The sequence below is a fragment of the Spongiactinospora rosea genome (assembly GCF_003315795.1).
Taxonomy (GTDB): Bacteria; Actinomycetota; Actinomycetes; order Streptosporangiales; family Streptosporangiaceae; genus Spongiactinospora; species Spongiactinospora rosea.
In genome coordinates this window covers 71034-93303 of the sequence record NZ_QMEY01000013.1, presented here as the reverse complement: position 1 = coordinate 93303, position 22270 = coordinate 71034, and the positions used below count along the sequence as shown (strand labels likewise).

The window sequence follows — 22270 nt, the reverse complement described above, 5'->3', positions numbered from 1 at the left end:
CCACTGACCTACACCTCAACGCCCAACGGCTCATGGCGCTTCGCGCCCAATGGCCCACGCTACCGCGCGCCGCCTCAAGCCGCGCTACCGCGCGGCAAGGGCCGCGCTACCGCGCGGCAAGGGCCGCGCTACCGCGCGGCAAGGGCCGCGCTACCGCGCGGCAAGGGCCGCGCTACCGCGCGGCAAGGGCCGCGCTACCGCGCGGCAAGGGCCGCGCTCCGCTCGGACGCCCTTCCAAAGCCGGCGCTAGCGCCCCCGCCGGTCACGTCCCCACCTCTCCTCCTGAGACGCCTGCTTCGCCCACCAGACCAATGCCATCTATGGGGGCGCGCCAGGCTGAGAGCCCAGCAGGACCAGACCGCGAGGCCAGACCGCCGTACGGCAAGACTGCTCAGGTCCTCGCGCCGCGACGAAGAGGCACACCGCTGACCGCGCTCACTCAGGATGACCCACCTCGCAAGGTGTCCCCGCGATAACCTCGGGAGACCATCCTCGACCGGCACGAGATGCCCGGGAGGAACCTTCCGGGCACCGGCAGAAGGGCAGCGCGAGTGGCGGTCGGCCAATCCACCACCCATGACCTCGAATTCGGCGACGAAGTCGTCATCAAGCGCTACCGCTCATGGGATCGACGCGAACCGCAACGCGAGTGGACGGCGTTGACGCTGCTGGCCGAACACGCGCCCGGCCTGGCCCCCGCCCCTATACGAGCCGACCTCAACGTGAGCCCGCCGACAGTGGTGATGAGCCGCCTGCCCGGCCACGTACTGCGCGGCGCACCCGCCACCGTCGCGCAAATCGATGCCGTGGCCGCCGCGTTCACGCGACTGCACCAGGCGATCCCAGGACCGGTCCTTGAGGCGGTCGAGCCTGCCGCCTGGGGACCCGCCGCGGCCGTGGCCAAGGTCCGTACCTGGGCCGACAAGCGCCCCGACCTCGGCCACGACGCCGACGTCCGCCACGCCTTCCAGGAGGGAGCGACGTGGCTGGCCACCAACGCCCCCGACCGGCTGATCTCTGATCCACTGCCGCCCGTCCTCGGCCTGTCCGACGGCAACCACGCCAACTACCTCTGGGATGATGGCGACCGGCAGGTCCGCCTCCTTGACTGGGAAGACTCCGGCCGCAGCGACCGAGCCTTCGAGATCGCCGAATTCTGCGAGCACACCTCCCGCCTCGACGGCACCTTCGATACCGAGCACCTGCTGGCCGCCGTGAACGTGACCGAAAAGGAGCACCGCCGCATCCACGACTTTCGCCGGCTGCTCGCGCTCGGCTGGCTCCTCATGCTCGGCCCCGCAGGACCCTTCACCGCCCGCAGTCCCGCAGGCACCCTAGAACGCCAGGCCCAGCGGGTCCTGCACCTGCTCGCCTGACGCCTCGACCGGGTGGGTCTGGAAGCCATTCTAGGAAGACCGCCTGCAAGTCCACACCTGCTTCCGGGGCTGTAGGCGTAATCTGGGCAGTGCCGAACTGAATTCCCCCAAGGTAGGGCCATGTCCAGTCCTGTTGAGGACCGTGTGCGGCGGATCGGTGAGAATGTCCGTATCGCGCGTCGCGCCCGAGGCAAATCCGTGGAAGCGCTCGCCGGGCTGGTCGGGCGGTCCAAGAGCTGGCTCAGCAAGATCGAGAACGGTAGGACCCGGCTCGACAAGCGCACTGACATCGTGGCGCTCGCCGAAGCGCTTGAGGTGTCCGCCGACTTCCTGCTCGGTCATCCGGCACCCGAGATTCGGCCTAATCATCCCAACTACAACCTCGTGCCGCTGCAACGCGTCTTGATGGACGCGGGGCCTGATGACCCGCCTGACATGCCGGCGCGGCCCGTTGAGGTGCTGCGGACGGTGCTTCACGAAGCGGACATGGCCTTCAGACGAGCCGACGACGCCACGCTGATAAGGATCTTGCCGGACCTGATCGGTGAGTTGTACGTCCACATCGCGACGAGCCTGGAGCCGGTGCGAAGCGAGGCCCTGAAGATGCTGATCCTGGCAGCGGGGTGCAAGGCGGCGTTCATGTCCCGGGGCTTGGGCGAGGTGCATCTGGCCTACCTCGGCGGCGAACGCGGCTGGCAGGCGGCCGAACTTCTCGGGGATCCCGTCTGGCGGGGTGCGGCGGCGTTCGGGCGTGCGCACGCGCGCTGCTCGGCGGGTACACCGAAGCCGCTGCTGATGACGCCCCGGATCGCTGACGAGGTGGAGCTGCACATCGGGGACGATCTCTTCGCGCACCAGGTGCACGGCATGCTCCGGCTCAGCGCCGCACTCGCCTGCGAGGTACTCGGCGACCGCGACGGCGCCGCCGGCCAGGTGGGCGAGGCGGCGCGACTCGCCGAGCCGCTGGGCGATGCGCCGGATGCCTTCGAGTACTTCGGCGTGGCCAACGTGGGCGTGTGGCGTACCACGCTGGAGGTCGAGGCGGGGCGTCCGGGGCAGGCCCTTGAGCACGCGAACAGGGTCGATCCGCGCGCACTTCCATCCCACAGCCGCCGGGCGATGTTGCTCTTGGAACGGGCCCGCGCTCACGCGATGCTCGATCGGGACGAAGACGCCGTCCGTGAGTTGCGGAAGGCCGAGCAGCTATCCCCGTCAATGGTGCACAACCATCCGTTCATCAAGGAACTGGTCGCCGACATACTGGACCGTCGAGGGGGCCGTGACGTTCGCGGCCTAGCCTGGCGGATGAATCTAGTCTGACGCCGGTTTCCACGCGGAAACAACTTTCCGTCGGCTCGCCGTAACGTTCCGTGACATGAATGGACGGTGGAGCGGGTACACGATCGTGCCCTACACGATCGCCTACGCGAACGAACTCGTGACCGACCCGATCGGGTTCGTGCCGTACGCGGGCCGGATGCGCCTGGCCTACCTGCCGTCTCGCCCCGATGACTGGGTGGACCCGTACGCGGGACGGCTGGGCAGCGTGGGCGGCATTCTCCGTGCCCGGATCCACGATCTCCGGGACCGGCCGGACCGGCGCGGTCCCGCGCAGATGCGCAAGCTCAACACGCTGCGGCAGTGGCGATCGATGGACAGACTGCTTTGCCAGGTCTGCGGTGACACGGCGACGGACCCGCATAGCGGGCTGATTCCGTGGGCGGTGACCTCGACCGTGTTCGAGCGCACTGGCCCGGACAGCGGGCGTACCAACGCGCCCCCGACCTGCTGGAGTTGCATCCCCAAGGCCGTGGCGGAGTGCCCCATGCTCCGCCGGGACTCCGCCCTCTTCACCGTGACCACGGTCAGGCCGGCCGGGGTACTGGCGGATCTGTACCGTCCCGGTGTGGCGCACGAACCGAAGCCTGCCGGGCACAACGTCTTCGTGGCCTGGGACGACTTCCGGTACCACCGGTGTGCGCTGGCCGTCGCGCAGGTGGTCGAACTACACGGTATGAGGCCGACCGCCCCCTAGCCGATGGAGCCCCCGGCTGGTCGTTCGGCAAGCCAGGGGGGTGGCTCGGTGATCAGGCTTCGGACATCAGGCGGTCACAAGAGGCGCCGGCTTGTCGTGTGCGGACTCAACGGGGGTGGGGTTTGACGCACGCCTCCGGGGCGCACAATACGGCGTAGCCGTCAGAGGAGAACACTTCGCGGTAGCCGCGCACGACAAGGTCGGCGACATCCGTGGCCTGAGCGTCGATCGACGGGAAATGCGGTTGTTTCGCGATGAGATCCGCGAGGACCCAAGGGGCGCGCTGTGGTCGTGCGGCCGTTTTGGCGGCCCAGGCCACGACGCGCGTTCTCGATGTGATGTGCGGGCCCAGCGTGTTGGCGGTCTCCACGAGGACGCCGTCCGGGATCGTGGCCATCGCCGCTTCGGCGGCGGGGGCGCGGGCCGGGGTTCGGTACCAGGCCGGGGAGACGAGGTTCGAGAAGGGGAAGAACGGTACTGTCGCCAGCATCGCGACCATCAGCGCCTGGGGTGCGTAGCGGCCGGGTAATCGGAGGATCGGGTGCCGGACGCGGCGGCGAAGCCGGGCGAGGCCGTCCACGGCGGCGCACAGGAGCGCCATGACGACGGCGGAATTGTAGTGAAAGCCGGTGCCCCACCAGCCGGCCGCGCCCTGGTCGGTGGCCAGCATCCGAAGCGCCAGTAGTGAGAGGGCGGCGAAGGCGTATGGGGAGAAGAGAGGGAGGCATAACAGCGGGCCGATGAGTAACAACACCGTCCATACTTTGGCGCCGGGGGTCACCAGAACGTGTAACGCGTCGCCCGGATGGGTCAGAATGCGGATCGCCGCGTCCGGCAGAGTGCCGCCCAAACCCGAGTAGTACCAATAGCGCCCGGCGCCGCCGCCGAATGCCGGGATCACGACCTGAGTGGCGACGAACGTCTGTAACAGACCGCCGCACAACAGCACGATCCCGGGCTTTCGATGCTCTCGCGTGAGCATGAACCCGACGCCCAGACCGGCCACCAAGATCCCGATGTCCTCTTTGACCGCCAGCAGCGCGCCCGACGATATCAGGGCGTGCGCGGTCTTGCCGGCTTGGATGCGCTCGAAGACGAGCGCGGTCAGCAGCGGCACGAACGCGTACTCATGGAAGTCGAATACCACCGCCTCGGCGATCGGCCACGATATGACGTAGGCGATGGCGAAGAAGTATGCGGCGGACGTCCCCAGGGCCCGGCGGGTGAAGGACCAGAGCGGTACGACCGCCAGGGCGAACAGCGCCGCCTGCGCGACGATCAGCGTCTCGGGGCCGTCATGGAGCCGGTACAGCGGTGCGATCAGTGCCAATATGGGGGAGAAGTGGTCGCCCAGCAAGGAGAAGGGCACGCCAGGGGTCTCCCAGTTGCCTTTGACGTCGGAGAGCGGCCCGGTGAGGTTCGCATATCCGCGAACCCCCTGATCGAAGATCACCATGTCGTATATCCCCGACCGAAATCCATACAGGTCGGTCAGCCCCAGCGCACAGTTAATGACCGCTCCGGCGAGGACGATCGCGGCCACCATCGGGCCGTGGCGCAGACGAGGGCATGCGTTTGCCGCACGTAAAGGCAAGGGTTCGCTTTCAGGTCCGTGTGCTGATTTCACGCGAGGGAAGGCCGGCCAGATTTCTGGCCGGCCATGTTCGCCCGGAGATTATCAGCGGCGCGCCGGCGGGGAGCGCCTTACGAACACAAAAGCGGGGTCAGGGGTTTTCGGTGAGGATGGTGAGGGCCACCTCGATGGGGTCGCCGGTGGGCTCGGCGGGGAACTCTTCGGGGCGGTCGGACCAATCCTGGCCGTGGGTGTTCCAGTCGGTGTCGCCCTTGGTGAAGAAGGCGGTCCAGCGTTCCTTGTAGTAGCCGCCCATCAGGCCCGACCAGTCGCGGTTGGCGTAGCCGGTGAGGATGGCCGAGTCGGCGTCGCCCCAGACGGTGACGAGGCGTTTGGCGGCGCGTTCCAGTTGGCGGGACTCGGGCTCGTCGGCGCCCCAGCTTCTGGCGTCGCGTAGCCAGCGGCCGAGGAGGAATTCCGGGCGGGTGGCGAGGAGGCGTTCCTGGAGGTCCAGGAGGTGGAGGAAGCGCTGCTGGGCGGCGGGGTCCGCGAGGGTGGGGGCGAGGGCGCGGGCGCGGTCGTTGAGGACCTGGCGGGTGAGGTCCACCACGTCGTAGCGGTAGGTGTCGGCGTGGCGGAGCCGGGGGGCGGCGGCGAGCAGGTGCCGCCAGGCGGTCTCCACGTCGGCGGGGTCGTAGTGCAGGCGGCGCGGGCCGACGACCGATGCCTGGTCGGGGGAGAGGGAGGGTTCGGCGGCGAACACGCTGTCGGTGGCCGCGTAGACGTCCAGTTCGCCGGCGATGTCGGGCATGTCGTCGAGCTGCGTCTCCAGGGGCGGGCCCCAGTTCGCGTACGCCGACGCGCGCAGCGTGCGCCAGGCGGCGAGGGCGTCGGGATCGACCTGACCGTACCGGGACCACACCCAGCGGGGCAGCCAGGTGTCCAGGTCGATGGGCTCGCCGGCCCAGGTCAGGTCGGCGAACAGGTCCCAGACCACGGGGTTGGTGTCCACCCCCTCGGCCATGTTGGACAGCCCCACGGGGGCGGCCACGGACGATTCCGCGGCGAAAGCGGCCGGGGCGGCGGCGATGTCGGGCAGGGAGCCGTACAGGCCGTGCCGCCCGCCGTAGTTGGGCAGGATGCCGTACGCCCACGGCGTCCCCCAGAAACCGGACGTCCTCCGCCACACCGTGCCCGTCAGGTCGATGACCAGGGCGTGCGAGCGGTCGATGGCGGCCATCATCTCCTCGCGCGGGTTGCCGGTCCACGCCTGGATGACCCACAGGTAGTCAGGGTCGGCCGCGCGCAGCGCGCGTTCGATGCCGGTGGCGGCGTCGGTGAGGGAGGCGCCGCCCAGGCGGCCGCCCTCGTGCAGCAGGTCCACCGCCCAGGCGTCGTGGTGGCCGAAGCGGTCGCGCTGGTGCCGGTAGAACGCCTCGGCGACCTGGGCGTACGCGGGCGTGGTGGTGTCGAGCCAGTCGGGCCGCCGCGGACCGGTGACGTCCATGAACCACTGGCCCTGCGGGACCGTGCGAGCGCCGGGGTTGCGCTCGGCGAAGCCGTCGGGGACCGCGCCGGAAAAGCCGGGCAGGATGGGCCGGATGCCCAGTTCCCGCATCCGGCCGAGGACCCGCACGGCCAGTTCGGCCCGCCGTTCGGCCAGGCCGCGGGTGGTGCCGCCGCCGAAGCTGTGGATGTTGTTGAGCCACTGCCACGCCTGGTGGGAGGGTGGCACGATCCACTCCAGCAGTTCGCGTTCGGTGTAGCCGAACTCCTGGAACGCCTCCAGCCACACCAGCTCCTGCCCGAGCGTCAGGTGCGCGGCGTTGATCCCGGAGGCGGCCAGCAGGTCCAGCTCACGCTCCCACTCCGGCCAGTGGTAGAAGGGCGTGGTGTAGCCGGCCACGGTGAGGTTGTAGGCGACCCGGTGGTCGTACGGCGTGGCGGCGCGGATGTGCCTGGCCGGAAGCGGTGCGGTGGCGGGCAGGTGCACGCCCCAGCGGGAGACTTGGCCGTGCGCGACGTCGCGCAGGTAGCGGTTGAAGGCGCTCGCCACGGCGACGGGCCCGGTGCCGACCAGCACGGTCCGGCCGTTCTCCGCCAGTACCTCGTAGCGGTCGCGGCCGTCGTCGCGGGGCAGCGCCCGTACGTCCAGCTCGTGGGCGAGCGGCCCGGCGAGTCTGCCGATGACGTCCCGCGCGGCACCGGTCCATGGGGCGGCGCTCATACTCGATCCTCCTGAAACCCGATCAAAACTGTCCCAACGGGACAACTAATAGCAGCTCAAACCTTCATAACCAAGACACTTGTCCCATTGAGACACTTTCGCCTACAGTGCCGCCATGACGGGACTACGTGAGCGCAAGAAGGCCAACACCCGGCGTGCCCTCATCGATGTGGCCCTGCGCCTGTTCGAGGAGCAGGGCTTCGCCGCCACGACCGTCCAGCAGATCGCCGACGAGGTCGTGGTGTCGCGCAAGACGTTCAACCGCTACTTCGCCACCAAGGAGGACGTCGTCCTGGCCCACGAGGAACAGGTGATGGACGACTGGCTGGCGTTGCTGGACGCCCGTCCGGACCACGAGTCCGCCCTCACCGCGCTGCACCGCGCGGCCCGCGACTACTTCACCGACCCCGCACTCGACGAGGCCGAACTCCAGCGCCGCTTCAGGGTCCAGGCCCTGATGCAGGACAACCCCGCTCTCATGGGCGAGAACATGCGCAGGTTCACGCTGCGCGAGGAACGGCTGGCCCGCCACCTGGCGGACCGCTCCTCGATCGGCGTCGGCCTGGAGGCCAGGGTGCTGGCCTCGGTCGCCTTCGCCGCCATGCGCGTCGCCCTGCAGGAGTGGGCCGCGGGCTCCTACGGCGACATCCCGGTCTGCCTGGATCTCCTCGACCGCACCTTCACCAAGCTGGCCGGCGGTCTCGACCTGCCGCCCCGCACAGATCCACCCCGCAAGAAGGAATAAGCATGACCTCCTCGCTCAGCCGGTCCGCGGTCCCGCGCACCGGCCGGCTTCCCCTGCTCCTCGGCGCGATGCTCGCCTTCAACACGGTCGGCTACATCGCCATCACCGCGTCCGTCTCGATCCTGCTGCCCGGCCAGGTCGCGGCGGCCGACCCCGCGGGCAAGCTGGGCGCGTTCGGCCTGGTGACCGGGATCAGCGCGATCGCCTCCGTCTGCGTGCCGCCGATCGTCGGCGCCTGGTCGGACCGCACGAAGGGCCGCTGGGGACGCCGCTCGCCGTGGTTCCTGGCCGGCGGGATCACCGCCGCCGCGTCGCTGGTACTGCTCGGCTCGGTCTCCACCGTCACCGGGCTGCTGATCGGCTGGTTCCTGGTCCAGGGCACGGTCAATATCGGCCTCAACATCGTGCTCGCCGTGGTCGCCGACCGGGTGCCCGCGCGCCGCCTGGGGCTGGCCTCCACCCTGAACGGCCTCGGCATCCCGATCGGCGGCGCCGTCGGCGTCTGGATCGGCGCGGCGCTGTCCGGTTCGGTCTTCCTGGCCTACTGCCTGCTGGCCGCCGTGTTCCTGGCGGGTTCGCTGGCCATGGCCCTGGTCGCCAAGGAGAGCGCGCCCTCCACGGACCCCGCGCCCGCGCGCGGCGGCTCGATCAGGGCGGAGATCGCGGGAGCCGTGGCCAGCCTGCGCACCCGCGACTACGCCTGGGCCTTCGCCGCCCGCGCGGTGATGTTCCTCGGGTACTTCACGGTCAGCTCCTTCAGCCTGTACGCGCTCACCGACTACATCCGCCTGCCCGCCGGGCTCGAACCCGCCGCCGCGACCGCCACCAGCACGTCCGTGACCACCGGATGCCTGGTGCTGGGCATGCTGATCATGGGACCGCTGGCCGACCGGCTGGACCGCCGCAAGCTGTTCGTGCTGCTGTCCTCGCTGCTGATCACCGTCGCCACCGTACTGCCGCTGCTCTCCCCGACCTGGGACGCGCAACTGGCCTCGGCCGTGCTGAGCGGCATCGGCTTCGGCACCTACCTGTCGGTGGACCAGGCGCTGGTCACGCTGGTGCTGCCCGCCGCCGACGGCGCCGGACGCGACCTCGGCGTCTTCCACATCGCGCTCAACGCGCCGCAGGTCGTCGCGCCGTTCGCCGCCGCGTTCGTGGTGGGCGGCCTGGGCGGCTACCCGGCCCTGTACGCGGCCGGCGGCCTGCTGGCGCTGGCCGGATCGCTGCTGATCCTGCCGATCCGATCGGTCCGCTAACGCTCAGCCACCCTAGAAGGAGCCGCGCTCACGGCCAGGTGGGCCACGAGGGCGGGGTGTCCGACTCCGCCGTGAAGCGCTCGGCCCGCGCCACGCAGTCGGGGCAGACCGGCTTCTCGACCGCCCTGGCCACCGCCTCCGGGCTGGGTTCGCGCCGCGTGCCCAGCACGGACAATCCCGGGGGCAGACCGGTTTCCGGATCGACCGTGAACATCACGACCTCCCCCGCATCGACGCGGAACGCGCGCCCGCACGCGTAGCACGGGCCGATCTGCGGGATCTGCTCCTCATTCATGACATCCAGACTGGCAGCTCGCGCGAATACCGGCGAGGGGGTGCGGTCCCGGACGCCCGTGGAGGTGGGGGAGGGGGAGCGTCCGGGACCGCTTTAGGGGGAGGGTCAAGTGGCCTGGGAGGGCGATCTGCCGCCGGTGGCGGCGGTCTCACCCGTGTCCAGGTCGGAGTCCGGCTCGCGGCCGGGGGTCATGATGTTCAGCTTCCTGATCAGGAAACTGAAGATCACGTAGTACACGACGCCGTAGATCACTCCAAGGCCCATGATCAGCCAGAAGTTGTTCGTGTTCGACTTGGAGGCGTTGAGCAGGGCGTCGATGAGCCCGGCGGAGAAGCCGAAGCCGAGCCAGCCGTCCATCGCCGCGGTGAGCGCCATCGAGACGCCGGTCAGCACGGCGTGCGCGACGAACAGCACGGGGGCGACGAAGATGAACGCGAACTCGATGGGCTCGGTGATGCCGGTCACGAAGGAGACCAGGGCGGCGGAGATCATGATGCTGCCCACGGTCCCGCGGCGGTGCGGCGGCGCGGCCCGCCAGATGGCCAGCGCGGCGGCGGGCAGGCCGAACATCATCACCGGGAAGAACCCGGCCATGAACTCCCCCGAGCCGACGTGCCCGGCGAAGTAGCAGTACTGGTCGCCCGCGGCGTTGGCGATCGTCCCCTCGACGCCGGCCGTGCACTCCGGGACCAGGTACCACACGATCGAGTTGAGGAAGTGGTGCAGCCCGAGCGGGATCAGGAACCGGTTGAACAGCCCGTACAGGCCCGCCCCGACCGTCGAGTTGGTGGCCAGCCAGTCGCCGAAGGAGCTGATCGCGTCGCCGATCGGCGGCCAGATGAGGCCGAAGACGACCCCGAGCACCAGCCCGGCCAGCGAGGTCATGATCGGGACGAAGCGGCGTCCGCCGAAGAACGCCAGCCACGCCGGCAGCTTCGTCCGGTAGAACCGCTGCCACAGCAGCGCGGTCACCACACCTATCAGGATGCCACCGAGCACCCGCGTGGGGTTGGCCGAAGCCAGGTTGATCATGTCCACCATGGTGTTGTCCGCGCCCACCACCCGCTGTGACACCTGGGGCCGCAGGTCGGACTCGAAGAACATCAGCTTGGTGATGCGGTCGAACACCAGGTACCCGATCACCGCGGCCAGCGCGGTCGAGCCGTCCGCCCGGCGCGCGAAGCCGACCGCGACTCCGACCGCGAAGAGCAGGGGCAGCGCGTCGAACAGTGAGTCGCCGGCGCCCTTGATGATCAGGGCGATCCGGTCCATCGTCGCGTTGTCGGTACGGCCGAGCAGGTCGTCCTGACCCAGCCGCATCAGGATCGCGGCGGCGGGCAGCGCCGCGATGGGCAGCATGAGCGAGCGGCCGATCCGGGACAGGGCGCCCATGAGCGTCGACTGTGGCGCGGGCGCGGCAGGATGTGCCGCGTCCGAAGTGGAGCTCATCGGGGGTTCCTCCTGGGGGTCGGTTGGGGAGGAGATTCAGCTGCGCCGCTGCGGGATTTCCAGCACTGTACGGAGCTGGTAGCGGTCGGCGCGATAGGTCGAGACCCCGAGTTCGGCGCAGACGCCGCCGGCGAAGGAACGACGCTGGAGCAACAGCACGGCGCCGCCCCGGGGGAGCTTCAGCAGGTCGGCGTCGCCGGGATCGGCGATGCCGCCGTCGATGGTCAGCTCGCCGCCGTCCAGGATGAGGCCGTAGCGGGATTCGAGCAGGCTGTACAGCGAGCGGTTGGCGAGGTCGTGGGCGGAGAGGTCGGGGGCCAGGGCGACCGGGATGTGCGAGCGGTCGATGCTCAGCGGCTCGCCGTCGGCCAGCCGCAGGCGCTCGATGAAGTGGACCTCGTCGCCGGGCTGGATGCCCAGCTCCCTGGCCAGGTGGGCGCTCGCGCGCACGATCCGCCGGTCGAGGTCGCGTGATCCGGGCTCCAGGCCGCGGGCGCGCATGTCGTCGCTGAAGGAGGTGAGCCGGATCGCCATCTCGATCTTCGGGCGGGCCACGAAGGTGCCCTTGCCCGCGACCCGGTGCAACCGGCCTTCGGAGACGAGGTGATCGACCGCCTGCCGTACCGTCATCCGGGACAGGCCGAACCGCTGGCACAGCTCCCGCTCGGAGGGGATGGCCGCGCCGATGGGCAGCTCGTCGCTCTCTATCAGGTCGAGGAGGATTTCGCGAAGCTGGAAGTACTTCGGCACCGGGCTGTCCGGGTCGATCTCCGCCACGAAGCCTCCCCTCGATCGATGCGGGTGGCATGAGTTATGGTTCGTACTGGTCTAGTCCGGACTAGACCACATGCTGGATTTGAGTGTCAACGCATCGTCCGGCGACGGATCCATAACAGGCCGATCTCAAGGAGACTGGGCGGAAGATGACGACCTTTATGCGCAGGGAGATCGGCGAGCAGCCGGCGGCGTTGCGGGCCACCCTCGACTCGCTGCTCCCGCGGGTCGGCGAGGTGGAGCGGGTGGCCGAGGGCACTCGGCAGACGCTCTTCATCGCCCGTGGCACCTCCGACAACGCCGCGGTGTACGGCCGGTACCTCACCGAGGCCCGTACCGGGCGGCTGGCCACGCTCGCCGCGCCCTCCATCGCCACGACCTACAAGCGCAAGGTGGATCTTTCCGGCGTGCTCGCGGTCGGGCTGTCCCAGTCGGGCCGTACCGAGGAGATCGTCGAGACCCTGGCCTGGGCCAAGGACTGCGGGGCCAAGACCGTCGCGATCACCAACGGCGGGCCGCAGAGCCCGCTCGCCGAGGCCGCCGACCTGGCGCTGTGCACCGAGGCGGGCGAGGAGAAGGCCGTACCGGCCACCAAGACCTACACCACGCAGCTCGCCGCCCTCGCGGTGCTGGCCCTCGGCCTCGGTGCCGACGTGGACGCCGCCGACCTCGACCGCGTGCCCGACGCCGTGGCCAAGCTGATCGACGACCCGGGCGACCTGGAGGCCGTCGTGGCGGGCCTCGCGGGCAAGCCCGGCGTGGTCGTGTCCGGGCGCGGCCTGGCCTTCTCCACCGCCCTGGAGACCGCGCTGAAGCTCAAGGAGGCGTGCTACCTGCACGCCATGGGTCTGTCCTACGCCGACCTGCTGCACGGCCCGATCGCCGTGGTGGACGAGGACACCCCGGCCATCCTGGTCGCGGCCGGTGAGGGGCCGACGCTGCCGGGCACCGTGGCGCTGGCCGAGCGGGTCACCGGCGCGGGCGCGGCGGCGTACGGCATCGGCGGCGGCGACGGCCTGGCCCGCGCCTCCACCGCCGCGCTGAACGGTCCGGACCTGCCGGAGTGGGTGGCCCCGCTCGGGCTGATCGTCCCCGGCCAGTTGCTCACCGAGGCGCTGGCCCGCAGGCTTGGGGTCGACCCCGACTCGCCGCGCGGTCTGAAGAAGGTCACGCAAACCGAGTAACGACCCTTGGCCGTGCTGCGCGCGATCCGCCGGGTCACTTCGTTTAGCCTGGTCACGGACAACGAGGAGGATGCCATGGCGGCAGACGCCGAGGCGATCATCGCCGGTCTCGGTGGTGCGGAGAACATCATCGAGATCGAGCCGTGCATCACTCGACTGCGCACGGAGGTCCGGGACGCCTCGAAGGTGGACACGGCGGCGCTGCGCGCCGCCGGGGCCCACGGTGTCATGACGGCGGGCAAGATCGTCCAGGTCGTCGTGGGGCCGGAGGCCGACACGATAGCCAGCGACATCGAGGAAGTCATCGAGGACACCATCGAGTGACCTCGCGGGCTCGGCTGACGAAGGGCGAGGGGTCGCATGAGCACCACCGTTCGCGCTCCGGTGGCGGGCTCGGCCGCCCCGCTCTCGACCGTGCCCGATCCGGTTTTCTCGGCGGGCATGGTCGGTCCGGGTCTGGCGATCGACCCGCCGCGCGCCCCGCTCGTCTCGGTGGCGCCCATCGACGGCAAGATCATGAAGTTGCACCCGCACGCCTTCGTCATCGTCGGCGACGACGGCAGGGGGGTGCTGGTCCATCTGGGCATCGACACCGTCCAGCTCCGGGGAGCGGGCTTTTCCGTGCTGGCCACCGAGGGGGCCCGGATCCGGGCGGGGGAGCCGGTGGTGGCGTGGGATCCGGCGGAGGTCGAGGCCGGTGGGCGTTCGCCGGTCTGCCCGGTGGTCGCGCTGGACGCCCCGGCGGGGGCGGTGGTGCCGCTGGCCCACGGCACGATCGAGGCGGGCGACGCCCTGTTCGACTGGGCGTGAGCCCCCTCAAAACAGCCATTAAAGGGCCTGAGGCGGGCAGGGCCCACGAGACGGCGGGCACCCTGGAACGAGCGAACGAGTAAAGGACGAGCACGGAAGGCGAACATGAAGGCCGCGCTCTTCGACCTCGACGGCACCCTGATCAACACGGAGGTGCGCAGCCTGGCCCAGTACGAGCTGCTGTTCGTCAACCACCGGGTCGCCTACGACGCGGCCCTGCTGCGTGCCTTCATGGGCCGCCGGCTGCGCGACGTACTGGGCGAGATGCCCGCGCTGTTCCCCGGCCGGAACATCGATGACCTCATCGGCGAGCTGTTCTCCTACGAGGACCACGCCGGGCTCCCGGAGGTCGTGCCGGTCCCCGGGGCCGCCGAGCTGGTCGGCGCGGTCGCCGAGCACGGCTCGCCGATCGCCGTGGTCACCTCGGCCATGCGCTGGTGGGCGGAGAAGCGGCTGCGCGAGGTCGGCGTACGCGACCACGTGCACGCCATCGTCGCCGCCGAGGACGTCGAGATCGGCAAGCCCGACCCGGCGGGCTACCTGCGAGGGGCCCGCCTGCTCGACACCGACCCCGCCGAGTGTGTCGCCTTCGAGGACTCCGCGGCCGGGGTCGCCGCCGCCAAGGCCGCGGGCATGACCTGCGTGGCCGTGGCGACCACCCACCCCCACGAGGAACTGGCCGGTGCCGATCTCATCGTCACCGACCTCACCGCCGTCACCTGGCCGCCCGGCGCAGGCCCGGACGGCTGAGCACTGAAAGATCAACCCAAAGGAGTAGGAAACGTGGCAGAACGCAGGGTCACCGTCATGGCCGAGGTAGGGCTGCACGCCCGCCCGGCCGCGACGTTCGTGCAGACGGCGGCCAAGGTGAACCTTGACGTCACCGTGGGCAAGCTCGGCGGCCAGCCGGTGAACGCCAAGAGCATCCTTTCGGTCCTGGCCCTGGACGTGCGCCAGGGCGAGACCATCGTGATCACGGCCGACGGCGAGGGGGCCGACGAGGTGCTGGACACCCTGGTCGCCATCGCCGCCGCGCCCTGACGCCGATGGACGGCACGACGGCGCTGTCCGGCACGGGCGTCAGCCCCGGCATCGGCTACGGCCCGGTCCACCTGCTGGTGGCGGAGGTCCCCGAACCCCCGGTCGGCGCGCGCCACGACGGAGACGCCGAAGCCGAGCGGGCCCGTGTCCACGCCGCGCTCGAACAGGTCGCGGCCGACCTTGAGGCGCGCGGGGAGAAGGCGGGCGGCGAGGCCCAGGCCGTGCTCTCCGCGCAGGCCATGATGGCCCGCGACCCGGCGCTGGCCGAGTCCGTGAACACCGCGATCGGCGCGGGCACCGCGGGCGCCCGCGCGGTCTACGACGCCTTCGGCGGCTATCGCGACGCGCTCGCCGCGGCCGGGGGCTACCTGGCCGAGCGCGCGGCCGACCTGGACGACGTGCGCGACCGGGCGGTCGCCGTGCTCACCGGGCAGCCCATGCCGGGCGTCCCGGAGGGCGGCGGCGAGCCGTTCGTCCTGGTCGCCCGCGACCTCGCGCCCGCCGACACCGCGCTGCTCTCGCGCGAGGTGGTGGCCGCGTTCGTGACCGAGGAGGGCGGCCCGACCAGCCACACCGCGATCCTGGCCCGCGCCCTCGGCGTGCCCGCCGTGGTGGCCTGCGCGGGCGCGACCGGCATCAAGGCGGGCACCCCGGTCCTCGTGGACGGCGCCACCGGCATCGTCCGCACCGACCCCCCGGCCGGCGAGGTGGACGGCGCGCGCAAGGCCGACGAGGCCCGGCAGGCGGTGCTCGCCGCGGCCACCGGCCCCGGGATGACCGCCGACGGGCGTCCGGTGCCGCTGCTGGCCAACATCGGCGGCCCCGCCGACCTGCCCGCGGCGCTCGCCGCCGGGGCGGAGGGCGTGGGGCTGTACCGGACGGAGTTCCTGTTCCTGGACCGGGCGCAGGCTCCCGGCGAGGAGGAGCAGTACGCCGCCTACCGCGAGGTCCTGGACGCCTTCCCGGGCGGCCGGGTCATCGTCCGCACCCTCGACGCGGGCGCGGACAAGCCGCTCGCGTTCCTGCCGCCGCCCGGCGAGGAGCCCAACCCGGCGCTCGGCGAGCGCGGGCTGCGCATGTTCCGCGCCCATCCCCAGGTGATGGAGACCCAGCTCCGCGCGCTGGCCAGGGCCGCCGACGGCAACACGGCCCGGCTCGCGGTGATGGCGCCGATGGTGGCCACCCGCGAGGAGGCCGAGTGGTTCGCCCAGGCGTGCCGTACGGCGGGCCTGCCGGAGGCCGGGATCATGATCGAGGTCCCCTCGGCCGCGCTGCGCGCCGCCGACCTCGCCCCCGCCGTGGACTTCTTCTCCATCGGCACCAACGACCTGGCCCAGTACGCGTTCGCCGCGGACCGCCAGCTCGGCTCCCTTGGAGCGTTGCAAGATCCGTGGCAACCGGCGCTGCTGGACCTGATCCACACGGCGGCCACGGCGGCGGTGTCGGCGGGCAAGGGGTGCGGCGTGTGCGGGGAGGCCGCGGCCGATCCGCTGCTGGCCTGCGTACTGGTGGGGCTGGGGGTCACCTCGCTGTCGATGGGGGCGGCGTCGCTGCCCGCCGTGCGCGCGGCGCTGACCCGGCACACCGCCGACCAGTGCGGCCTGGCCGCGCAGGCGGCGCGGGAGGCCGGTTCGGCGGACGAGGCCAGGGCGGCGGCCCGCACCCAGCTTCCCGGTCTCGCGAGCCTGGCCATGTGATCGGCGGGGCACGCGTTAGCGTGGAGGCATGATCCGATTCACGGGTACGGCGAGCCGATTCGGTGCGGTGCTGGTGGCGGGGTCGCTGGCCACGGCCTGCGGGACGGCGGGCGGTTCGGCGGGCGGGCGTACGTCCGCACCGGCCGAACGGCCCGCCCCCGCGCCCTCCACGTCCTCGCCCCCGGCGTCAGAGCCGGCCCCGACCGGCACCTCGACCGGCACGACTTCGGAGGTGGACCGCGTGCTGGCCGACATGAGCCTTTCCGACAAGGTCGGGCAGCTCTTCATGCCGGTGCTGTACGGGGCCTCGGCCGACGCCTCCTCCGGCGAGAACCAGAGCAGGTACGGCGTGGCCACCCCCGCAAAGGCGATCAAGAAGTACCGCCCCGGCGGCGTGATCGTCTTCCCCTGGGCGGGCAACGTCAAGAGCGTCGGGCAGATCGTCGGCCTGACCAACGGCATGCAGCAGGCGTCGCCGGAGATCCCGCTGCTGGTGGCCGCCGACCAGGAGAACGGCACGGTCTCCCGGCTCGCCCCGCTGGTCACCAAACTGCCCGCCGCCGCGGTCATCGGCAAGACCGGGGACCCCAGGCTGGCCAGGCAGGCCGCCGAGGTCACCGGCACCGAGCTGCGCGCGCTCGGCATCAATCTCGACTTCGCGCCGGTCGCCGACGTCAACATCAACCCGCGCAACCCGGTCATCGGCCCGCGTTCCTACGGCAATGACCCGCAGAAGGTGTCCCGCATGGTCGCCGCCGCGGTGCGCGGCTTCCACGACGCCGGGGTGGCCTCGACCGCCAAGCACTTCCCCGGGCACGGCGACACCAACGTCGACAGCCACAGCGGGCTGCCGGTGATCGCGCACACCAGGAGCCAGTGGGCCAAGCTGGACGCGCCGCCGTTCGCCGCCGCCATCAAGGCGGGCGTGGACGCGGTGATGAGCGCGCACGTCGTGATGCCCAAGCTGGACTCCTCGGGCGACCCCTCCACGCTGTCACCGAAGATCCTCACCGGGCTGCTGCGCGAACGACTCGGCTTCGACGGCGTGGTCTCCACCGACGCGCTGGACATGGCGGGGGTGCGCAAGAAGTACGGCGACGGGGAGGTGGCGGTCCGGGCCGTGCTGGCGGGCGCCGACCTGCTGCTGATGCCGCCGGACCTGCCGGAGGCGCACGCGGCCGTGATCAAGGCCGTGAAGTCCGGGCGGATCTCGCAGGAGCGGCTGGACCAGTCGGTACGCCGGCTGCTGACCCTCAAGGCCGCGCGCGGCCTGCTGGAGAGCGCGCCGCGGGCCGACGCGGCGGAGGCCGCGCGGGTCATCGGGTCGGCCGAACACCGCAGGGTGGCCCAGCGCATCGAGCAACGCGCGGGAGGTTGAATCTCCGTTTTCGCGGTCTTTTGCATACCCTTGGGGGACGGCGAGACAGGAGGCGGAATGTACAAGGGTGTGCTGGTCGACTGGGGCGGGGTGCTCACCACGGGCCTGCCCGATGCCATCGGCGAGTGGATCGCCACCGACCGGATCGACGCCTCCCACTACTACGACGTGATGCGCGAGCTGATCCTGCACGCCTACGAGGACGAGCCGGGTGGTACGGACCGCGCCCGCAACATCGTGCACGCCCTGGAACGCGGCGAGATCGACCCCGCCGACTTCGAGCGCGACCTGGCCGCCCGCCTGGTCACCCTGGACGGCGTGCCGCCGCTCGCCGAGGGCCTGCTGGCCCGCATGTTCCTGGGCTTCCGCCCGGTCGAGCCGATGTACGCCATGCTGGCCGCCGCCCGCGCCGCCGGGGTGCGCACCTGCCTGCTGTCCAACTCCTGGGGCGACTACTACTCGCGCGAGGGCTGGGACCTGCTGTTCGACGCCGTGGTGATCTCCGGCGAGGTGGGCATGCGCAAGCCCGAGCCGGGCATCTTCGAGCATGCGCTCGGCCAGGTGGGCCTGAGCGCCGGGGAGTGCGTGTTCGTGGACGACATCGAGGCCAACATCGTGGCCGCGCGGGGGCTGGGCATCACCGGCATCCACCACCGCGACCCCGTCGAGACCATCGGCCGCCTGGAGACCATGCTGGGGACCTCCCTGGGGTGAGCCGGGGCCGGTCCCGCGGGTTGTGCGCGCACCACGCGGCCGGGGCTGGCACACTCTTGCAATGACCGGCGCCCTCCGGGTGCCGCCCCTCTGGAACCACCGGGGTCCGGCGTGATCCCGTCACGATCGAGGAACCCATGCGCGTCTATCTGCCGAGCACGCTCCCCGCGCTGGCCCGTGTGGCCGCCGCCGGACGGCTCGGCCCCGCCCCGCTCACCGGCTTCGCCGTCACGCCGTCGCTGATCGAGTGGTACGTCTCCGGCGACACCGAGGAGCTGGAGTACGTCGCCCTGACCGAGGCGGCCCGCGCGTCGCTGCGGATGCTGGCCGCCGACCGCGCCGACGGCATCGCCGTGGCCGCCCGCCGCGTGGTGATCGCCGCCGAGGTCGAGGACGCCGAGGTCCGGCCGTGCGGCGGGCTCGAAGAGCGCGGCCGGGTCCGGCTGGCCGAGCCGGTGCCGCTCGCCGCCATGGCCGCGGTCCACGTGGACGACCTGACCGCGGTGCTCGACGTGGACGCGGCCGTCGCCGCGCTGCCCGCCGCCGACCTGGGCGACGACGACGCCCGGTTCACCGTGGACGGCGCCGAGGCGCACGAGCTGCTGTGGTACGCGACCCAGGAGATCGACGACCTCCTCCGTTAAACTGATCCCCCTATGAAGCATGACAAGTCGGCCACGCACATCGTCTGGGATTGGAACGGCACACTCTTCCACGACATCGAGGCGGTCGTCGGGGCGACCAACGAGGTCTTCCGGCCGTACGGCCTGCCCCCGCTGACGGCCGAGGGCTTCCGCGAGGTCTACACGCGCCCGATCTGGCTGCTTTATGAGCGGATGCTGGGCAGGCCGCTGCGCGACGGCGAATGGCTGCTGCTCGACACCGCCTTCCACGAGCACTACCACCGGCTGATGCTCGACTGCGGGCTCACCGGCGACTGCCGCACCAGCCTGACCGAGTGGGAGCGGGCCGGCGGCTCGCAGTCGCTGCTGTCGATGTGGACGCACGAACGGCTGGTGCCCAAGGTCACCGAGTTCGGCATCCACCCGCACTTCCGCCGGATCGACGGGCTGCGCGCCGAGGCCGGCGGCCGCAAGGCCGAACACCTGGTCGCCCACCTCACGGCCCTGGACGTGGACCCGGCCGAAGTGCTGGTGATCGGCGACAGCCTCGACGACGCGCACGCCGCGCAGCACGTCGGGGCCAGGGCGGTGCTCTACACCGGCGGCATGTCGCTACGCACCGAGCTGGAGACCCTGGGCGTGCCCGTGGTGGACACCCTCGCCGAGGCGCTCGGCCACGCCTGAGCCCAGACCCGATCGGGCGGGCGGGGCGACCGGGCCACCGGACCGGCCGTACGCTTGGGGGGTCGTCCGCGATCTCGGGCGGCGCATCGTGCGACCACCCCCCGAGCCCCCGGAGGCCCCGATTAACCGCCTCGTTCTGTGGAACATCGACCTGACGCTGGTCGATGTCACCATCGTCGCCCGCGACGCCTACGCGGAGGCGTTCCGGCAGGTGACCGGGCGTCCGCTGGTGAAGCTCGCGCCCGCGCTGGGCCGCCCGGACTCCGAGATCATCTTCGAGACGCTGGCGATCAACGGCGTGGACGCCGAGGACGACCACCTGCCCCGGTTCATCGAGGCGCTGGGCACCAGCTTCGCCGCCCGCCGCGACCGCCTGGCGAAGCAGGGCCGGATGATGCCCGGGGCCGCCGACGCGCTGGCGGGGGTGGCCAGGCTGCACGGCGTCGTCCAGTCCGTGCTCACCGGCACGATCAAGGGCAACGCGGTGCACAAGCTGGCCGCCTTCGGCCTGTCCCGGCACATCGACTTCGAGGTGGGCGGCTACGGCGAGGAGGTCTACCCCAAGGCCACCCTGCTCCAAGTCGCGCAGAGCCGGGCCAAGGCCAAGTACGGCCGGGCCTTCGACCAGTCCAGCACCGTGCTGATCGGCGACTCCACGCGCGATGTGCAGGCGGCCAGGATCGGCGGGGCCGCGATGATCGCGGTGGCCTCCGGCCGGTCCACCGACGCCGAGCTGCGCGCCGCCGGGGCCGACCTGGTGCTGCCCGACCTGGCCAACCCCTCAGAGGTCGTCGCGGCCGTCGCCCGCCTCACCGGCGACCCCACCGGCCGCCTGGCCGGCTGACCCTCCCCGGGTCAGCCGTCAGAGGGGAGCGCCGACAGGAAGCGGGCGGCGACCGGGGCGGCGACCGCCGGGCCGGAGCCGCCGCCCTCGACGATCACCGCGAAGGCCAGGTCGCCCCGGTAGCCGATGAACCACGAGTGGGCCGGTGGCTCCTTGCCCGAGCCGTACTCCGCGGTGCCCGTCTTGCCCGCCGAGCCCGCGGGGAAGGACACCTTGTTCGCGGTGCCCTCGCTGACCACCGCGGGCATCAGCGACCGCAGTGCGCGCACCACCTCGGCCTCCACCTTGCGCGGCTTGGCCCCGCCGGGCGGCACCAGGTCGGCGGCGACGACCCGGGGCGGACGCCAGGTGCCGTCCGCGATGGCGGCGGCCACCGCCGCCATGTTGAGCGGGCTGGCCAGCACCCGGCCCTGCCCCATCGAGGCCGAGGCCAGGTCGGTGTCGTCCTTGGGCGCGGGGTACTCCGCCCGCACGGCGGGCACCCCCGGCGTGATCGGCGCGCCGAACCCGAACCCGGCCGCCACCTCGCCCAGCCGCCCGCCGGAGAGCCGCCGCACGCTCATCTCCCCGAACGTGGTGTTGCACGAGTGGGCGAAGGCGTCCCTGAAGGAGAGGGTGCCGTAGTCGTGGAACCCCGCGTTGTGGAAGGGGAAGCCGCCGATGTTCCGCTCGGCCGGGCACTCCACCGTCTGGTCGGGCCGGATGCCGTCCGCGACCAGCGCCGAGGCGGTCACCACCTTGAACGTGGACCCCGGCGGGTACTTGCCGAGCAGCGCCCGGTTGAACCCGCCCGGCTTGTTCACCGCGGCCAGCAGCTCGCCGGTGGAGGCCCGCAGCGCCACCAGCGCGACCGGCTTCTTCACCTTCGCAAGGGCCTTCGCGCCCGCCCGGTGCACCGTGAGGTCGATGGTCGTGGCCAGCGGCTTTCCCTCCCGCGCCCCGGTCTCGGCCAGGGTACGCACGGTCTTGCCCTTCTCCCGCAGCACGACCTTGCCCGCCGCCGACCCCACCAGCCGCCCCCGATAGGTCTCCCGCAGCCCTTCGACGATCTGCTGCACCGAGCCGGGGGCGTCGGTGCCGTCGATGCGCTCCCCGCCCGCCGCGGTGATCGGCGCGTACTCCGGCTTGACGGTGACCGCCTCGATCGTGCGGCCGGGGGCCAGGTCCGGGTGGATCGCGGCAGGCGTCCAGGACACCCGCCAGGTGCGCTCGTGCTCCACGAGCCGCAGCGCCCCGTCGTAGGACCAGTCCACCGTGCCGCGCAGGTCGGCGCGGAAGGCCACCTTCGTGGCGTCCTCGCCCTCCTTGGCCTCCCCGGGCCGGAACGTCGCGGACGTGAGGTCCAGGCCGCGGGCGAAGGCGGTGTGCCTGCCCTCGAAGTCGGCCGGCGGGCCGACGGTCAGCCGCCGCATCGCGGCGTAGTCCTTCCGCGCCCAGGCGGCGAGGTACGCCGCGGCGGTCTCCTCCGGCGAGCCCTGCGTGCGCAGCGCCCACAGCGCGCCGCCCGAGGCCAGCGCCGCGACCAGCACCGCGGCCCCGCCGATCAGCAGCCGATTGCGCATGTG

General features: G+C 71.6%; 22 protein-coding genes. 16 read left to right on the top strand and 6 right to left on the bottom strand.

Going from position 1 to position 22270, the window contains the following annotated elements:
* The first annotated feature begins 551 nt into the window (after window positions 1-551).
* The 3 genes from DP939_RS26610 (at window position 552) to DP939_RS26600 (ending at window position 3411) form a co-directional block, all read left to right on the top strand.
* Window positions 552-1376, top strand: coding sequence for a phosphotransferase family protein (locus tag DP939_RS26610; RefSeq protein ID WP_158578699.1), 825 nt, complete (start codon window positions 552-554; stop codon window positions 1374-1376).
* 120 nt (window positions 1377-1496) lie between these two features.
* On the top strand, window positions 1497-2696 hold the full coding sequence (locus DP939_RS26605; protein WP_113983510.1) for a helix-turn-helix domain-containing protein: 1200 nt from the start codon (window positions 1497-1499) through the stop codon (window positions 2694-2696).
* A gap of 55 nt (window positions 2697-2751) precedes the next feature.
* Complete coding sequence (locus tag DP939_RS26600; protein WP_147268149.1) at window positions 2752-3411, top strand: hypothetical protein; 660 nt, start codon at window positions 2752-2754, stop codon at window positions 3409-3411.
* A 106-nt stretch (window positions 3412-3517) separates the two neighbouring features.
* On the opposite strand, the gene DP939_RS26595 is transcribed toward DP939_RS26600, so the two are convergent.
* Window positions 3518-4957, bottom strand: coding sequence for a DUF2079 domain-containing protein (locus DP939_RS26595; RefSeq protein WP_113983508.1), 1440 nt, complete (start codon window positions 4955-4957; stop codon window positions 3518-3520).
* 178 nt (window positions 4958-5135) lie between these two features.
* Window positions 5136-7211, bottom strand: coding sequence for an alpha-N-acetylglucosaminidase (locus DP939_RS26590; protein ID WP_113983507.1), 2076 nt, complete (start codon window positions 7209-7211; stop codon window positions 5136-5138).
* Window positions 7212-7326: 115 nt separating this feature from the next.
* Between DP939_RS26590 and DP939_RS26585 the strand changes: the two genes are divergently transcribed.
* On the top strand, window positions 7327-7956 hold the full coding sequence (locus tag DP939_RS26585; protein ID WP_113983506.1) for a TetR/AcrR family transcriptional regulator: 630 nt from the start codon (window positions 7327-7329) through the stop codon (window positions 7954-7956).
* Window positions 7957-7958: 2 nt separating this feature from the next.
* Entirely contained in the window at window positions 7959-9212 is a 1254-nt protein-coding gene (locus DP939_RS26580; protein WP_113983505.1) for an MFS transporter, read from the top strand.
* 28 nt (window positions 9213-9240) lie between these two features.
* Here DP939_RS26580 and DP939_RS26575 read toward each other — a convergent pair whose 3' ends face one another.
* The 3 genes from DP939_RS26575 to DP939_RS26565 all read right to left on the bottom strand — a co-directional run bounded on the left by DP939_RS26575 (window position 9241) and on the right by DP939_RS26565 (window position 11733).
* Window positions 9241-9507: a hypothetical protein gene (locus DP939_RS26575; RefSeq protein WP_113983504.1), complete on the bottom strand. Its 267-nt coding sequence runs from the start codon at window positions 9505-9507 to the stop codon at window positions 9241-9243.
* A 105-nt stretch (window positions 9508-9612) separates the two neighbouring features.
* The gene (locus tag DP939_RS26570; RefSeq protein ID WP_113983503.1) at window positions 9613-10956 is read right to left on the bottom strand and encodes a PTS transporter subunit EIIC; all 1344 of its coding nucleotides are present in this window, start codon (window positions 10954-10956) and stop codon (window positions 9613-9615) included.
* 36 nt (window positions 10957-10992) lie between these two features.
* Window positions 10993-11733: a GntR family transcriptional regulator gene (locus tag DP939_RS26565; RefSeq protein WP_111171512.1), complete on the bottom strand. Its 741-nt coding sequence runs from the start codon at window positions 11731-11733 to the stop codon at window positions 10993-10995.
* Between the two features lie 146 nt (window positions 11734-11879).
* Between DP939_RS26565 and DP939_RS26560 the strand changes: the two genes are divergently transcribed.
* The 11 genes from DP939_RS26560 (at window position 11880) to DP939_RS26510 (ending at window position 20705) form a co-directional block, all read left to right on the top strand.
* Window positions 11880-12914, top strand: a complete 1035-nt coding sequence (locus DP939_RS26560; RefSeq protein WP_113983502.1) for an SIS domain-containing protein — start codon at window positions 11880-11882, stop codon at window positions 12912-12914.
* Window positions 12915-12989: 75 nt separating this feature from the next.
* Entirely contained in the window at window positions 12990-13238 is a 249-nt protein-coding gene (locus tag DP939_RS26555; protein ID WP_111171517.1) for a glucose PTS transporter subunit EIIB, read from the top strand.
* 36 nt (window positions 13239-13274) lie between these two features.
* A complete protein-coding gene (locus tag DP939_RS26550; RefSeq protein WP_113983501.1) occupies window positions 13275-13724 on the top strand; it encodes a PTS sugar transporter subunit IIA in 450 nt (149 codons plus the stop codon).
* A gap of 105 nt (window positions 13725-13829) precedes the next feature.
* Complete coding sequence (locus DP939_RS26545; protein WP_113983500.1) at window positions 13830-14474, top strand: HAD family hydrolase; 645 nt, start codon at window positions 13830-13832, stop codon at window positions 14472-14474.
* Between the two features lie 33 nt (window positions 14475-14507).
* Window positions 14508-14765, top strand: coding sequence for an HPr family phosphocarrier protein (locus tag DP939_RS26540; RefSeq protein WP_113983499.1), 258 nt, complete (start codon window positions 14508-14510; stop codon window positions 14763-14765).
* A 5-nt stretch (window positions 14766-14770) separates the two neighbouring features.
* The gene (gene ptsP, locus DP939_RS26535) at window positions 14771-16462 is read left to right on the top strand and encodes a phosphoenolpyruvate--protein phosphotransferase (RefSeq protein WP_113983498.1); all 1692 of its coding nucleotides are present in this window, start codon (window positions 14771-14773) and stop codon (window positions 16460-16462) included.
* Window positions 16463-16490: 28 nt separating this feature from the next.
* Window positions 16491-17840 (top strand): glycoside hydrolase family 3 protein, encoded by a 1350-nt coding sequence (locus DP939_RS26530; RefSeq protein WP_113983497.1) that lies wholly within the window; start codon window positions 16491-16493, stop codon window positions 17838-17840.
* 57 nt (window positions 17841-17897) lie between these two features.
* Window positions 17898-18554: an HAD family hydrolase gene (locus DP939_RS26525; protein ID WP_113983496.1), complete on the top strand. Its 657-nt coding sequence runs from the start codon at window positions 17898-17900 to the stop codon at window positions 18552-18554.
* Window positions 18555-18691: 137 nt separating this feature from the next.
* Window positions 18692-19198, top strand: coding sequence for a DUF6912 family protein (locus DP939_RS26520; RefSeq protein WP_113983495.1), 507 nt, complete (start codon window positions 18692-18694; stop codon window positions 19196-19198).
* Between the two features lie 12 nt (window positions 19199-19210).
* Window positions 19211-19861, top strand: a complete 651-nt coding sequence (locus DP939_RS26515; RefSeq protein WP_113983494.1) for an HAD family hydrolase — start codon at window positions 19211-19213, stop codon at window positions 19859-19861.
* A gap of 88 nt (window positions 19862-19949) precedes the next feature.
* The gene (locus DP939_RS26510; protein ID WP_225878514.1) at window positions 19950-20705 is read left to right on the top strand and encodes an HAD family hydrolase; all 756 of its coding nucleotides are present in this window, start codon (window positions 19950-19952) and stop codon (window positions 20703-20705) included.
* A gap of 11 nt (window positions 20706-20716) precedes the next feature.
* Here the strand turns inward: DP939_RS26510 and DP939_RS26505 are convergent, their stop codons facing one another.
* Window positions 20717-22267 carry a penicillin-binding transpeptidase domain-containing protein gene (locus DP939_RS26505; protein ID WP_113983493.1) on the bottom strand — a complete coding sequence of 517 codons (1551 nt, stop codon included), beginning with the start codon at window positions 22265-22267 and terminating at the stop codon, window positions 20717-20719.
* Window positions 22268-22270: the final 3 nt, after the last annotated feature.

Coding starts and splice junctions, on each gene's coding strand:
- DP939_RS26605 (WP_113983510.1), top strand. CDS start 1,497: ATGTCCAGTCCTGTTGAGGACCGTGTGCGGCGGATCGGTGAGAATGTC.
- DP939_RS26600 (WP_147268149.1), top strand. CDS start 2,752: ATGAATGGACGGTGGAGCGGGTACACGATCGTGCCCTACACGATCGCC.
- DP939_RS26595 (WP_113983508.1), bottom strand. CDS start 4,957: ATGGTGGCCGCGATCGTCCTCGCCGGAGCGGTCATTAACTGTGCGCTG.
- DP939_RS26590 (WP_113983507.1), bottom strand. CDS start 7,211: ATGAGCGCCGCCCCATGGACCGGTGCCGCGCGGGACGTCATCGGCAGA.
- DP939_RS26585 (WP_113983506.1), top strand. CDS start 7,327: ATGACGGGACTACGTGAGCGCAAGAAGGCCAACACCCGGCGTGCCCTC.
- DP939_RS26580 (WP_113983505.1), top strand. CDS start 7,959: ATGACCTCCTCGCTCAGCCGGTCCGCGGTCCCGCGCACCGGCCGGCTT.
- DP939_RS26575 (WP_113983504.1), bottom strand. CDS start 9,507: ATGAATGAGGAGCAGATCCCGCAGATCGGCCCGTGCTACGCGTGCGGG.
- DP939_RS26570 (WP_113983503.1), bottom strand. CDS start 10,956: ATGAGCTCCACTTCGGACGCGGCACATCCTGCCGCGCCCGCGCCACAG.
- DP939_RS26560 (WP_113983502.1), top strand. CDS start 11,880: ATGACGACCTTTATGCGCAGGGAGATCGGCGAGCAGCCGGCGGCGTTG.
- DP939_RS26555 (WP_111171517.1), top strand. CDS start 12,990: ATGGCGGCAGACGCCGAGGCGATCATCGCCGGTCTCGGTGGTGCGGAG.
- DP939_RS26550 (WP_113983501.1), top strand. CDS start 13,275: ATGAGCACCACCGTTCGCGCTCCGGTGGCGGGCTCGGCCGCCCCGCTC.
- DP939_RS26545 (WP_113983500.1), top strand. CDS start 13,830: ATGAAGGCCGCGCTCTTCGACCTCGACGGCACCCTGATCAACACGGAG.
- ptsP (WP_113983498.1), top strand. CDS start 14,771: ATGGACGGCACGACGGCGCTGTCCGGCACGGGCGTCAGCCCCGGCATC.
- DP939_RS26530 (WP_113983497.1), top strand. CDS start 16,491: ATGATCCGATTCACGGGTACGGCGAGCCGATTCGGTGCGGTGCTGGTG.
- DP939_RS26525 (WP_113983496.1), top strand. CDS start 17,898: ATGTACAAGGGTGTGCTGGTCGACTGGGGCGGGGTGCTCACCACGGGC.
- DP939_RS26520 (WP_113983495.1), top strand. CDS start 18,692: ATGCGCGTCTATCTGCCGAGCACGCTCCCCGCGCTGGCCCGTGTGGCC.
- DP939_RS26515 (WP_113983494.1), top strand. CDS start 19,211: ATGAAGCATGACAAGTCGGCCACGCACATCGTCTGGGATTGGAACGGC.
- DP939_RS26505 (WP_113983493.1), bottom strand. CDS start 22,267: ATGCGCAATCGGCTGCTGATCGGCGGGGCCGCGGTGCTGGTCGCGGCG.